The organism is Solirubrobacter soli DSM 22325, assembly GCF_000423665.1.
In the GTDB taxonomy this organism is placed as follows: Bacteria; Actinomycetota; Thermoleophilia; order Solirubrobacterales; family Solirubrobacteraceae; genus Solirubrobacter; species Solirubrobacter soli.
The window spans coordinates 67,288-79,136 of the sequence record NZ_AUIK01000030.1 but is presented as its reverse complement, the minus strand read 5'-3'; the positions used below and the strand labels follow the sequence as shown (position 1 = coordinate 79,136).

The 11,849-nt window shown below is 72.5% G+C and carries 13 protein-coding genes; 7 read left to right on the top strand and 6 right to left on the bottom strand.

The window, feature by feature from the left end; genetic code table 11:
* Positions 1–3: 3 nt before the first annotated feature.
* Entirely contained in the window at positions 4–1,053 is a 1,050-nt protein-coding gene (locus G569_RS0124410) for a glycosyltransferase family 4 protein (protein WP_028065362.1), read from the top strand.
* Here the strand turns inward: G569_RS0124410 and G569_RS51225 are convergent.
* Positions 1,032–1,550: a GNAT family N-acetyltransferase gene (locus G569_RS51225; RefSeq protein WP_053226921.1), complete on the bottom strand. Its 519-nt coding sequence runs from the start codon at positions 1,548–1,550 to the stop codon at positions 1,032–1,034. The genes G569_RS0124410 and G569_RS51225 overlap by 22 nt on opposite strands.
* Positions 1,551–1,589: 39 nt before the next feature.
* Here G569_RS51225 and G569_RS0124400 point away from each other — a divergent pair, with 39 nt between their 5' ends.
* Complete coding sequence (locus G569_RS0124400; protein ID WP_028065361.1) at positions 1,590–2,702, top strand: glycosyltransferase family 2 protein; 1,113 nt, start codon at positions 1,590–1,592, stop codon at positions 2,700–2,702.
* Complete coding sequence (locus G569_RS51220; RefSeq protein ID WP_157592275.1) at positions 2,702–3,358, top strand: sugar transferase; 657 nt, start codon at positions 2,702–2,704, stop codon at positions 3,356–3,358. Before G569_RS0124400 ends, G569_RS51220 begins: the two co-directional genes overlap by 1 nt.
* Position 3,359: 1 nt before the next feature.
* Here G569_RS51220 and G569_RS58835 read toward each other — a convergent pair whose 3' ends face one another.
* Positions 3,360–4,070 carry a DUF3105 domain-containing protein gene (locus tag G569_RS58835; protein ID WP_028065360.1) on the bottom strand — a complete coding sequence of 237 codons (711 nt, stop codon included), beginning with the start codon at positions 4,068–4,070 and terminating at the stop codon, positions 3,360–3,362.
* A gap of 41 nt (positions 4,071–4,111) precedes the next feature.
* On the opposite strand from G569_RS58835, the gene G569_RS51210 reads away from it, so the two are divergent.
* Positions 4,112–4,960 carry a GNAT family N-acetyltransferase gene (locus G569_RS51210; RefSeq protein ID WP_084285496.1) on the top strand — a complete coding sequence of 283 codons (849 nt, stop codon included), beginning with the start codon at positions 4,112–4,114 and terminating at the stop codon, positions 4,958–4,960.
* Positions 4,961–5,012: 52 nt separating this feature from the next.
* The gene (locus tag G569_RS0124380) at positions 5,013–5,882 is read left to right on the top strand and encodes an SDR family oxidoreductase (protein ID WP_028065359.1); all 870 of its coding nucleotides are present in this window, start codon (positions 5,013–5,015) and stop codon (positions 5,880–5,882) included.
* On the opposite strand, the gene G569_RS0124375 is transcribed toward G569_RS0124380, so the two are convergent.
* Entirely contained in the window at positions 5,879–6,754 is an 876-nt protein-coding gene (locus G569_RS0124375; RefSeq protein WP_028065358.1) for a haloalkane dehalogenase, read from the bottom strand. The two genes, G569_RS0124380 and G569_RS0124375, sit on opposite strands and share 4 nt — an antisense overlap.
* Positions 6,751–8,037, bottom strand: a complete 1,287-nt coding sequence (locus G569_RS0124370; protein ID WP_028065357.1) for a transglycosylase SLT domain-containing protein — start codon at positions 8,035–8,037, stop codon at positions 6,751–6,753. Before G569_RS0124370 ends, G569_RS0124375 begins: the two co-directional genes overlap by 4 nt.
* A gap of 109 nt (positions 8,038–8,146) precedes the next feature.
* Between G569_RS0124370 and G569_RS0124365 the strand changes: the two genes are divergently transcribed.
* Entirely contained in the window at positions 8,147–8,812 is a 666-nt protein-coding gene (locus G569_RS0124365) for a cytidylate kinase-like family protein (RefSeq protein WP_084285505.1), read from the top strand.
* Positions 8,809–9,888: an acyltransferase family protein gene (locus G569_RS0124360; RefSeq protein ID WP_028065355.1), complete on the top strand. Its 1,080-nt coding sequence runs from the start codon at positions 8,809–8,811 to the stop codon at positions 9,886–9,888. The genes G569_RS0124365 and G569_RS0124360 overlap by 4 nt, the downstream gene beginning before the upstream one ends.
* On the opposite strand, the gene G569_RS0124355 is transcribed toward G569_RS0124360, so the two are convergent.
* Together G569_RS0124355 and G569_RS0124350 are read right to left on the bottom strand one after the other, a co-directional pair.
* Positions 9,858–11,306, bottom strand: a complete 1,449-nt coding sequence (locus tag G569_RS0124355) for a glycosyltransferase family protein (protein ID WP_028065354.1) — start codon at positions 11,304–11,306, stop codon at positions 9,858–9,860. The two genes, G569_RS0124360 and G569_RS0124355, sit on opposite strands and share 31 nt — an antisense overlap.
* Positions 11,303–11,839: a YbhB/YbcL family Raf kinase inhibitor-like protein gene (locus G569_RS0124350; protein WP_028065353.1), complete on the bottom strand. Its 537-nt coding sequence runs from the start codon at positions 11,837–11,839 to the stop codon at positions 11,303–11,305. The genes G569_RS0124355 and G569_RS0124350 overlap by 4 nt, the downstream gene beginning before the upstream one ends.
* Positions 11,840–11,849: the final 10 nt, after the last annotated feature.

Sequence of the window (11,849 nt, the reverse complement as noted above, 5' to 3'; positions counted from 1 at the left end):
GCCGTGCGCGTCCACCTGGTCGATCCGGCGGCCTTCACGCCGCCTTATGACCGGGCGCTGGCCTCGGCGCTCGCCAGAGCGGGTGCCGAGGTCGAGCTGATCACGAGCCGCTTCGACTACGGGGACGTCCCCGCGGCGGCGGGCGTGACGGTGCGCGAGCACTTCTACCGGCACGGGATCGGGCCGCGGCGCCTCTCGCGCCTCGCCCAGCACGTTCCGGACATGCTGCGCTACCGGCGGCTCGCCAACCAGGCCGACGTCGTGCACTTCCAGTGGCTCTCGGTGCAGGCGCTCGACGCCCACCTGCTGCCCGACCGCCCGAAGGTCCTCACCGCCCACGACGTCCTCCCGCGCGAGCCCAAGCCCTCGCAGCTCGCGGGTCAGCGCAGGCTCTACGAGCGGATGGACGCGATCGTCGTCCACTCCGAGCACGGCGCCGGGCGGCTCAAGGACGAGCTCGGGCTCGACCCGGCGAAGGTCCACGTGATCCCGCACGGCGTGCTCGACAACCTCGCGGACGTCGAACCGCGGCCGCTGTTCGCCAAGACCAAGCCGGTCGTGCTCTTCTTCGGCCTGATCCGGCCGTACAAGGGCCTCGACGTGCTCCTCGAGGCCTGGCGGGCCGCGCGACCGGACGCCGAGCTGTGGGTCGTGGGGATGCCGCGGATGGACGCCTCGTTCATCCACGGGCCCGGCGTGCGCACGGCGCTGCGGTTCGTCTCGGGCGCCGAGCTCGCGGGCGCGTTCGAAGCGGCCGACCTCGTCGTTCTGCCCTACCGCGAGATCGACCAGTCCGGCGTGCTCTTCACCGCGCTCGCGTTCGGCAAGCCGCTGCTGCTGAGCGCCGTCGGCGGGTTCCCCGAGATCGACGGCGCCGAGCTCGTCCCGCCCGGCGACGCACCCGCCCTCGCGGCGAAGTTGATCGAACTGCTCGACGACCCGCCGAAGCTGGCGCGCATGGCCGACGCCTCACGCGCGCTCGCGGCCGGCCCGTACAGCTGGGACGGCATCGCGCGGCGGACGCTGGAGCTCTACTCCGGCGTCCAGACGTAGACGCCGTGGGTGAGCGCTCCGGACTCCTCCTGGCGGGGAGCGGGACGCAGCTCGCCGGTCTCGAGGAACCCGGTGCTCTCGGCGACGCGCCGCGAGGCCTGGTTGTCCTCGTCGATCAGCAGCTCGATCCGCTCCAGGCCGAGCTCGCCCGCGCACCAGTCGCGCAGCAGCGTCACGGCGCGTGAGGCGACGCCCTTGCCGCGCGCGTCCTTGGCGACCCAATAGCCGATCTCGCCGTAGCGCGGCGCCTTGTCGAGCTCCATCACGCTGATCGAGGCGAGCACGCGATCCTCCGCGTCGACGGCGAGGAACGCGCGGGTCCTCCCGGCCGCCTCCTCCTGGACCATGCGGGTGAGGTACGCGTCGGCGTGGTGGCGCTCGTACGGCGAGGGAATGCCGGTCCAGCGGGCGATCTCCGGGTCCTGGCATTCCCGGTACAGCGCCTCGGCATCGTCGGCACGAGGCGGGCGCAACGTGATCACGCCATCGGTCAGCACGACGGGGATTGTCGCGCACCTGCCACCATCCTCGCCGCCTTGCGCTTCGTCTTCTGGTTCTCCGCCGTCCTGATCGTCTGGACGCAGGCCCTGTACGCGCCCGCGTTGTATGTGCTGCGCCGCCTCAAGGGCGGCCCGCCGGTCACGCCCGAGGGGGACGCCGAGCCCTCGGTGACGCTGGTGATCGCGGCATACAACGAGGCGTCGGTGATCGCGGGGAAGGTCGCGAACGCGCTCGCGCTCGAGTGGCCGCGCGACAAGCTCGAGGTGATCGTCGCCGTCGACGGCGCGTCCGACGACACCGCCGCCCGCGCTCGCGAGGCGGGCGCGGACCTCGTGCTCGAGCTGCCGCGCGGGGGGAAGATCCGCGCCCAGGACGCGGCGGTGCGCGCCGCGCGCGGCGACGTGATCGCGTTCGGCGACGCCAACGCCCTATGGGAGCCGGGCGCGCTGCGCGCGCTCGTGCGGCCCTTCGCCGACCCGCAGATCGGCTACGTGTGCGGCCAGGTCAGCTTCACCAACGAGGCCGGGACCAACCAGGAAGGCCTCTATTGGCGCTACGAGATGTTCCTGCGCGCCCAGGAGTCCGCGCTGGCGTCGGTCACGGGTGGCAACGGGGCGATCTACGCCGTGCGCCGCGAGGCCTACGTCGAGGTCGACCCGATCATGGGCCACGACCTCTCGTTCCCGTTCCGGATGGTCAAGAACGGCTGGCGGGCGGTCTATCAGCCGAGTGCGCGCGCGACGGAGAAGATGGTCCCGTCGATCGAGGGCGAGTGGGCGCGCAAGCGGCGGATGATGTCCCACGGCTGGCCGATCGTGGTCAAGGGCGGCCTCGCCGACCCGCGCGGCTACTCGCCGCTGTACGCGCTGATGATCGTCAGCCACCGGCTGCTGCGCTACGGGACGCCGTTCCTGCACGTGCTGACGGCGATCGCGACGCTCGCGCTGCTGCGTCGCGGCGGGGTGTACAAGGCCGCGGCGGCCGCGCAGGCAGCGCTCGTCGCCGCCGCGTTCGTCCCCGGCAAGGCGCGCCCGCTGCTCGTCGCCCGTTACTACGTGCTCACGACCGCCGCCCTCGCTCTCGGCCTCTATGACTGGCTGCGCCACGGCACGCCCGCCGGCTGGGACGCGCCGGAGGGAACGCGCTGATGGGCAGCGCCGACGCGCCCCACGCCGCGGAGGCAGCGCCCGCCAGGGTCGCGCCCTACCTCTACTCGCGGCGCAAGCGCGCGCTGGACGTCGCGCTGTCCGGTGGCGCGCTGCTCGTCGCCGCCCCGGTCATCGCCGCCGCGGCGCTCGCCGTCCGGCTCGAGTCCCACGGCCACCCGATCTACCGCCAGCACCGCGTCGGCAAGGACGGGCACGGCTTCGAGGTGATCAAGCTGCGCACGATGGTCACCGGCGCCGAGCACATGGGCGCCGGGATGGCGGTCGACGAGGGCGACACGCGGATCACCCGCGTCGGCGCGTTCCTGCGCCGCACCTCGATCGACGAGCTGCCGAACCTGATCAACGTGCTGCGGGGCGAGATGTCGCTGATCGGCCCGCGCCCGACGCTGCAGTCGCAGGTCGATGCCTACACCGACCGCCAGCGCCAGCGGCTGGCGGTGCGTCCCGGGCTCTCCGGCTGGGCGCAGGTCAACGGCCGCGCGTCACTGCCGTGGCCCGAGCGGATCGAGCTCGACATCCACTACTTGGAGCACGCGTCGCTGCGCCTGGACCTGCGCATCCTGTACCTCTCAGCCCGCATGGCAGTCACCGGTCACGGCCTCTACCGAGGCGAGACCGGCGGCTGGCGGCAGTGACCTACGGGACGACCTCGGGGCCCTTGTCGATGTGCGCTTCGCGGAAGGTCCGCAGCGCGTCGAAGACCTTGGGGTTCATCGTCGGGCATCCGAGCTGCTGATCCCACGCGGTGGCGGCGACGGCGAACGGCATCTTCGTGGAGTTCTCGAAGAGCAGCATGTGGTAGCCGTCCTCGTTCTCCTTCATGAACGTCTCGAGCTGCGCGATCGTCGTCGCCGGCGTCCCCGGCTTGTACTGCACGTCGATGCGGCCGTGCTCGAGCGTGTGGACGAGCTGTCCGAGGTCCGGCGTGTCGCCCGGGTTGTAGATCCCGTCCTGGGCCCACTGCGGGAAGTGGTTGCCCGAGGTCGGCGGGTTCTGCTTGTAGTCGGACGCCGTGAAGTCCTTCTCCAGGTGGCCCGCGCCCTCGTTGGGGAGATCCTCCTTGAGGGTGCAGCCGGCGGCCTTCGCCGCCTCCTTGATGTCGGAGATCTGCTGCTTGGGGATAGCGGCGGAGCCCTTGGCGACCGACGCGCTGGGATCGTCGTCGCCGCCGCTGCCGCCGACGACGAAGACCAGGACCACCACGACGGCCACGGCGGCGAGCACGGCGAGCCCGCCTCCGAATACCACCTGCATGCGCTTGCGTCGGGCGTGGGTCGCCTTCTCGGCGGCCTCGCGTTCCTCGCGCTCGCGCTTGCGGCGCTCCTTCTCCTCTTGGCGACTCGACATACGGGGCGTGAGGGTAGCGACGAATTTGTAAATTCGGACGCATGCCGGAGATTCGCCCGATGACCGAGGATGACGCTGAGGCCGCTCTGCGCCTCACGATCGAGACGTTCGACGACCTCTCGGCGCGGCGCGGCGAGCCACCCGAGCCGCCCGTCAGCATGGAGCACGCGCTCCCGCGCTACCGCAATTTCCCCCGCAACGACCCGGAAGGCTCGTGGGTGGCGGAGGACGAGCACGGACTGGCGGGGTGCGCGTTGGCGGTCAAGCGCGAGGGCGTCTGGGGCTTGTCGCTGTTGATCGTGCGACCCGGGCTGCAGTCGGCGGGCGTCGGCTCCGACCTGCTGCGTCACGCCCACGACTACGCGCACGACGCCACGGGCCGGATCATCCTCTCCTCGCCCGACGTGCGGGCGATCCGCGCGTACGCGCGCCTGGGCCTCGACCTGCACCCATGCTTCGTGGCCAAGGGCACGCCGCGCGGCGTGCAGGCGCCGGACGGCTTCCGCGAGGGGACCGCGGACGACATCGCGTTCGTCGAGGAGGTCGACCGCTTCGCGCGCGGCGGCGCACGCCGCCCGAGCATCGAGACGCTGCTCGAGATGCAGCAGACGCTGCTCATCCTCGAAGGACGCGGCTACGCGTTCTTCGGCCAGGGCACCCTGCGGACGCTCGCGGCGCTCGACGACGAGAGCGCCGCCGAGGTGCTGCGCGGGGCGCTGACACGCGCGGAGGGGGAGCTCGCGCTCGGGTACCTGACCGCGGCGCAGCAGTGGGCGCTCCCGGTGCTGCACGAGGCCGGGCTCGAGGTCAGCGGCGCCAACGGCGTCGCGTTCCTCGCCGGCGAGCTCAACGGATTCCGCCCCTACATGCCGAGCGGGGCCTTTTTGTGAGCCTGGACACAAATTCCCATGACCAAGCGTTTGGCTCACCATAATTGACGGCATGTCCAAAACTCCCCGCTCGCTGAGCGGCAAGGTGGCCGTCGTCACGGGCGGCGCCCGCGGCATCGGTCAGGCGCTCGCGCGCGCGCTCTCGCGAGAGGGGGTCGTCGTCGCGATCGGCGACCTCGACGCGGCCGCCGCCGAAGCCGCGGCCGCTGAGCTCGGCAACGGCTCCATCGGCCTTGCCCTCGACGTCACCGACCGCCCCGCGTTCACCGCGTTCCTCGACGAGGTCGAGCAGCGCCTCGGCCCGCTCGACATCATGATCAACAACGCCGGGATCATGATGGTCACGCCGCTTGACGAAGAAAGCGACGCGAGCATCACCCGCCAGCTCGAGATCAACCTGCACGCCGTCATCCACGGCACGCAGGAGGCGATGCGGCGGATGCGCCCGCGCCGCACCGGTCACATCGTCAACGTCGCCTCGCTTGCCGGCCGCGCCGCCGCCCCCGGCCTCGCGACCTACTGCGCGACCAAGCACGGCGTCATCGGCCTCTCGGAGGCCGTCCGCGGCGAGCTCCGCGGCACCGGCGTCGAGGTCACCGTCGTCATGCCGGGGTTCGCCAAGACCGAGCTCGCCTCGGGCGTCCCGGACCTGCGCACCGTCCCGCGCGTCACGCCCGAGCAGATCGCCGACTGGACGATCGACGCGCTCAAGCACCCGCGCTTCGACGTGTGGGCGCCCAAGCGCCTGGCGGCCATCATCTGGCTGGGAGCGGTCCTCCCGCGCACCTGGCGCGAGGCCGTCTCGCGGGCGATGAACTCCAACCGCGTCGTCGCCACCGACCCGCGCGCCCGCGAGGCCTACGAGTCCCGCGCGGCCGCCTCGGCCCCGGCGGCGGACGAGATCCTCGAAAAGGCCGCTTAGCCGAGCCAGTCCGCGATCAGGGCGCCGACCTCGGCGCCCTGGTCCTCCTGGAGGAAGTGCCCCGCGCCCTCGACGACGTGGTCGAGGGAGCGGCCGAGCGCGGACGCGAACGCCTCGCCCGCCGCGATCGGCAGCGGGCGGTCCTCGGCGCCCCAGAGCATCAGCGCGGGGCGGGTGTCGGCGCGCAGCGCGCGCAGGACGTCGTGGCCCGCGCTCGCGCCGTGGTCGGCGGGACTCAGCGGGACCATCGCCGGGAACGCCCGCGCGGCCGCCTTGCTCGCCTCGCTCGGGAACGGGGCGTCATAGGCGGCGGCGACCTCGTCGCCCGGGTCGACGAAGCAGCCGCGCCGCACCAGCAGCGAGACGGGGAGCTCGTCGACGCGCTCGACGAAGTCCGCGAAGCGGTGCCAGGCCTCGCTCATGTGCTGCTCGCCGGTGAACAGGCCCGTGTCCATCAGGACGAGCCGGGACACACGGTCAGGGTGCTCGACGGCGACCCGCAGGCCGATCGGGCCGCCCCAGTCGTGCAGGACGAACGTGGCGTCGCGCAGGTCCAGATCCTTGAGCAGGGAGGCGAGCGCGGCGGTGTGGCGCTCGTAGCTGTACCAGCGCTCGTCCATCGGCTTGTCCGAGCGGCCGAAGCCGGGAAGGTCCGGCAGGATCACGCGGTGGCCGGCGTCGCGCACGGGGACCGCGACCTTGCGCCACAGATACGACCAGGTCGGCTCGCCGTGGACCATCACCACCGGCGCGCCCTCCCCGATCGAGACGTGTGCGAGGCGAAGTCCGTCCCACTGCCGGAAACTCGGCGCCCAGTCGAAGCCCGGCAGGCCGTCGAGCAGGACGTCGGGGGTTCGGATCGCGTCGGTCATTTCGCGCGGTCCAGCAGGGGCTCGAGGACGTCGGCGTCGCGGGACGCGGTGACGGAGATGGAGGTCGCGGACCGCGACCAGGCGATCACGTTCAGGACTTGCAAGCGATCGAGAACGTACTGGAAAGCCTGCGCCTGGTCATCAGAGGCGTACTTGCGCGAGACCCGGAACGTCCACCCGTTGTCGTCGACGCCGGTGACGCGCAGCGCCGGCGCGTTCGAGATCGACCGCACCTCGGCCGCCATGTAGAGCGCGACGCCGAGCGCCTCAGGCCGCAGCTCAAGCGGCCGCGCGAGCGTCAGCGACGTGTCGGCGGGCGCGTTGGGCAGCGCGCGCAGGCCACCCGTGGGCGCGCCGGCGAGCAGCGCCGCGCGGGCGGAGTCGTCGGCGGTCTGCAGCGCGGCGATCCGGGCCAGCTTGTCCGGGTCGCTCCGGGCCATCCGCATGATCTCCATCGCGGCGGAGAGCTTCCAGAAGTAGTTGGACGAGTCGTCGCCGAAGCTCGCGAGCTTCGCGTAGGCCTTCGGGTGGCGCTGCGGGGTCGAGTCGAAGTACAGCTCCGCGTAGGACCGCCTTCCGCCTCCGAACGCCTTCAGGACGTTCTCGAGGTTGCCCATGCCCATGTGGTAGGAGACGAACGCGAGGTCCTCGCGCCCGAACCGCTGCCGCGCGAGCTTCAGGTAGCGCGCTGTGCCGTTGAGCGCCTTGGCGGGGTCGAAGCGGTCGTCGACGCGCCGGCGGGCCCGGTTCAGTGCGGCCGCGCGCCCCAGGTTCCCCTCGCGGAGCGCCGTGTTCAGCCGCCGCGTGTAGCTCGCGCTCTTGGCCTGGTCGACCTTCATCCCGAGCAGGCCCGTCGCGGTCTCGGCGAGGATCTGGGTCAGCCCCGCGGCGCTGGCGACGCCGCCTGGGGCCTGGGCTTCGGGCCGGCCGGCGCTCTCCAGGAACACGAGCGCCTCGAGCCGGTCGGCGTTCACGCCCGCGGCCTTCGCCGCCCGCTCGATCGGCTTGCGGTAGCGCTTGACGCGCTCCGCGGTGACCGCCGCTCCGCCCGGCGAGCGGGTGTACAGCAGGTGCGCGGTGCCCGCGGCGGCGCGGGCGCTGAGGTCCGCGGAGCGCTTCGGCGTCCACGCGAACGGGTCGGCGACGGCCGACCCGTGCTTCGCTCCTTCGGGCGTCGGGATCTTCGGAACCTGCTCGTCCTCGGACGCGGGCTTGAGCACCAGCGCGATGACCGCGCAGGCGGCGAGAACGGCAGCGACCAGCGCGACGCGGAGGCGGAGCACCTTCCCTAGGGTGGCATCCGATGCAGTGGGAATCGGGAGCGCGACGGGGACGCGGTGACGATCGAGCCCTTCGCGGACCCTGGCAGCGAGGTGCGTGCCGCCGCCGAAGATGAGGCCGCGCCTCTTCCCGGTACGCCTGTTGTCACGTGGCGGAGCTAATCTCCGCGCCACGCCGCCGCTCGTCACCATCTCTGCCGCCTACGGCGCCGGTGGAAGCCGGATCGGGCCCGCTGTCGCCCAGCTCCTCGGGGTCGAGTTCCTCGACCGCGCGATCCCGACCCGGGTCGCGGAACGGCTCAAGGTGCCGCTCGACGACGCGCTCGCCCACGACGAGTCGCTCGGCGACGCGATCGGCCGGCTCGTCTCGACGTTCGCGCTGCTGCCCGAGCTCGCGGGCGCGATGGCCCAGGCCGGCTACCTCGCGGGCGAGGACTACCGGCGCGAGACCGAGCGCCTGATCAAGGAGCACAGCCGCGACGGCGCCGTCATCCTCGGCCGCGCCGGCGCCGTGATCCTGCGCGAGGACCCGGAAGCGGTGCACGTGCGCCTCGACGGCCCGGTCGAACGCCGCGTCGCGCAGGCGATGCGTCTCGAAGGCCTCAGCCAGCCCGACGCGGAGCGGCTGCGCAAGGAGGGCGACCGCGCCCGCGAGGCCTACGTGCGCCACTTCTACAACTGCGACGCGAAGAACCCCGCGCTCTATCACCTCGTGGTCGACTCGACGAAGCTGCCGCCGGAGACCGTCGTCGAGATCATCGTGGCCGCCGCGCGTTGAAGCCGTTCGTCGGCGGCCTCGAGGGGTTGCGCGGCTACGCGGCGCTGCTGATGGTCGTCTACCACGCGTGGGTGCTGACCGGCGGGCCGCTGCTCGGCGGCGGGCGCGCGCTGCTCTCCGGGGGCTTCCTGGCGGTCGACCTGTTCTTCGTGCTGAGCGCGTTCGTGCTCACGCTGCCGGCGGCGCACAGCGGGGAGTTCGGCTCCTGGCGCGAGTACGCGCTGCGCCGCGCGGCGCGGATCGTCCCCGCGTACTACGCGGCGCTGGCGGTCGCGCTGCTCCTGTTCCACCCGCTCGCGGGCCCGGTGGCGGACCGGCGCCCGCCGACGATCGACGCGCTGCTCGCGCACCTGAGCTTCCTGCAGGTCGAGGCCCGGCTACTGCCGGGGTACGACGGCGCGCTCGGGTTCCGCGTCGACCCGCCGCTGTGGACGCTGTCGGTCGAGGTCGCGTTCTACGTCGTGCTGCCGCTGATCGTGCTGGGGTTCCTGCGCCGGCCGGTGCTGTGGCTGTGTGTGACGCTCGTCGGGATCGTGGCCCTTCGCGGGCTCGCGCTGGGCGTGTTCGACGGCGCGACCGAGGATCGCCTGCTGTCGCTCCCGCCGATGTACGCGGCGGACTTCGCCGCGGGGATGGCGGGTGCGTGGCTCTACGCGCGCGGGGTCAGGATCAAGGCGTGGCCGGCGGTCGTCGCGGTGCTCGGCGCGGTCGCGGTGCTCTACGCGTCAGGCGGGGCGACCGCCGACGCCGCCCGGCTCGGCGCGCGCCAGTCGCTCTGGCTGGCGGTCGCGACTCCGGTCGCCTTCGGTGCCCTGGTGCTGACGGCGACGAACGCTCGCTGGGCGGACAACACGCCGGCGCGCTGGCTCGGCAAGGTCTCCTACGGCGTCTTCCTCTTTCACTTCATGGTCATGCTGCTGCTCGTCAACGGCTTCGGGGTCGAGCGTGAGTTCTGGCTCGTGCTGCCGCTCGGGCTCGCGGGCTCGCTGGCGGCCGGCTACGCGTCGTGGCGGCTCATCGAGGCCCCGGCGCGCCGTCGCGTCCGTCAGGCACAGTTGACGTACGCGGCGAGGTAGGTGCCGCTCGCGGCGAGGTGGAAGTGCTCGCCCGGGACCTGGATCAGCGGCGAGTCGTTGAGCTGGTCGAACGGCCCGTAGGCGGGGTGCTCGAGCATCCGGCGGCCGACGACGAAGATCGCCACGCCGGGCGTGTCGCGCCCGAAGTCGGGCATGCGGGTCCTCGGGATCACCTCGGCCTTGGTCAGGTAGCGGAAGTCCGGCACGAGCTTGTGATTGGGCACGGTCAGCGGTCCGCAGCGGCGCGCGGCGACCACCTGCGGATCGCGCAGGAGCCGCAGCATGTCGGCGTGGATGATCTGCCGGCTGCGCAGCTCCCAGCGGATGTGCGAGGCGTTGAAGTGCGTCGCGGTCCAGATCGTCCCGAGCACGACGACCGCCGCCGAGCCGAGCGCCCAGAGCCGGCTCCCATGCACGGTGAAGCCGCCGAGCGCGAACGCGGCGAAGAGCGTCAGCGAAAGGGCCGAGATCACCAGGTAGCGGTCGATCACCGCGAAGCCGCGGATCGAGAGCGCCAGGAAGGTCGCGATGCCGAACACGAAGAGGAACGCCGGGATCGCGATCCTGGCCCGCGGACGGATCAGCGCGAAGGCGGCGACGAGGCCGGCGACGCCGGCGACCAGGACGGGCAGCTTCGTCAGCGAGCTCATGAAGTGCCACAGGCGCTCGGGGAGGTGGCTGAGGGGGACGCGCCGGCCGAGCGAGAGCGCCGAGCGGGTCGTGTAGTTGGACGAGTAGAGCGGGTCGCCGGTCACCAGCCAGTCCGAGCCGGTCCAGAGCACCGGGGCGATCAGCACCCACGCGACCTCGGAGAGCTTCGGGAGCCGCTTGTCGCTCCACATCAGGTAGAGCGCGTAGGCGCCGCTCAGCAGCCACGCCTCGGGCCGCAGCAGGCCGGCGCAGGCGAGCAGGGCGAAGACCGCGTTCCCGCGCCGCGGCCGCTCGGCCTCGAGGGCCGCGGCCCACACGACCAGCGCGAGGAACGGGACGTCGATGTACCCGCGGGCGGCGAGGAAGCCGTAATCCAGGCGCGAGAGCAGCAGCAGGGCGAAGATCCAGCCGACGACCTCGCCGAAGACCGCGGTCGCGAAGCGGAACCCGCCGATCACCAACGCGACGAAGCCCGCGACGCAGACGCCGACGACCGCGCGGCTCCCGTCCTCCCCGAGGGTCGCGAGCACGGTGGTCAGCGCGACCCAGAGCGGGTGCTGGGTGGGTGCGCGGTAGGCGTCGAAGCTCGGCAGCTCGCCGTGGAGCAGCTCCTGCCCCCAGACCAGCGAGTAGATCGAGTCGAACGCCGAGTAGGCGGGGACGCTGACGAACAGCGCCAGCGCGGCGAGCGCGAGCGCCGCCGCGCCGAGCCCGCGGCGGTGGCGCCAGACGGCGAGCGCTGCGGGCGGGCGGCGGGTTTCGATCAAGCGGCGAACAGCGGGCGGATGACGCCGCGCGCGAGCGTGTGGAAGGCCAGGTTGAAGCCGACGAACGCCGCCGAGGCGTCATCGGTCAGGTCGAGCTTGTCGACGTCGAGCGCGTGGACGGCGAACACGTAGCGGTGCGGCGGGTCGCCCTGCGGCGGCGCGGCGCCGCCCCACGCCTTCTCGCCGTAGTCGTTGCGGACGTGGAACGCGCCCTCCGGGAGCTCGCCGCCGCTGCCCGCGCCGCTCGCGAGCTCGGTGGTGCTCGCCGGGAGGTTGATCAGCACCCAGTGCCAGAAGCCGCTGTGGGTGGGCGCGTCGGGGTCGAAGCACGTGACCGCGAACCCCTCCGTCTCGGCCGGAAAGCCCGACCACCGCAGATGCGGCGAGTGGTCGGAGTCGCCGCCCGCCATCGCCGCGACGAAGCTCTTGTCCATCAGCTCGCCGTCGGTGACCTCGTCGCTCTCGAGCGCGAACGACGGCTTCGCCGGAAGCAGGTCGTAGGGGTCCGGAGCTTGGGGACGTTCCAGTGACATGCATCGGCAC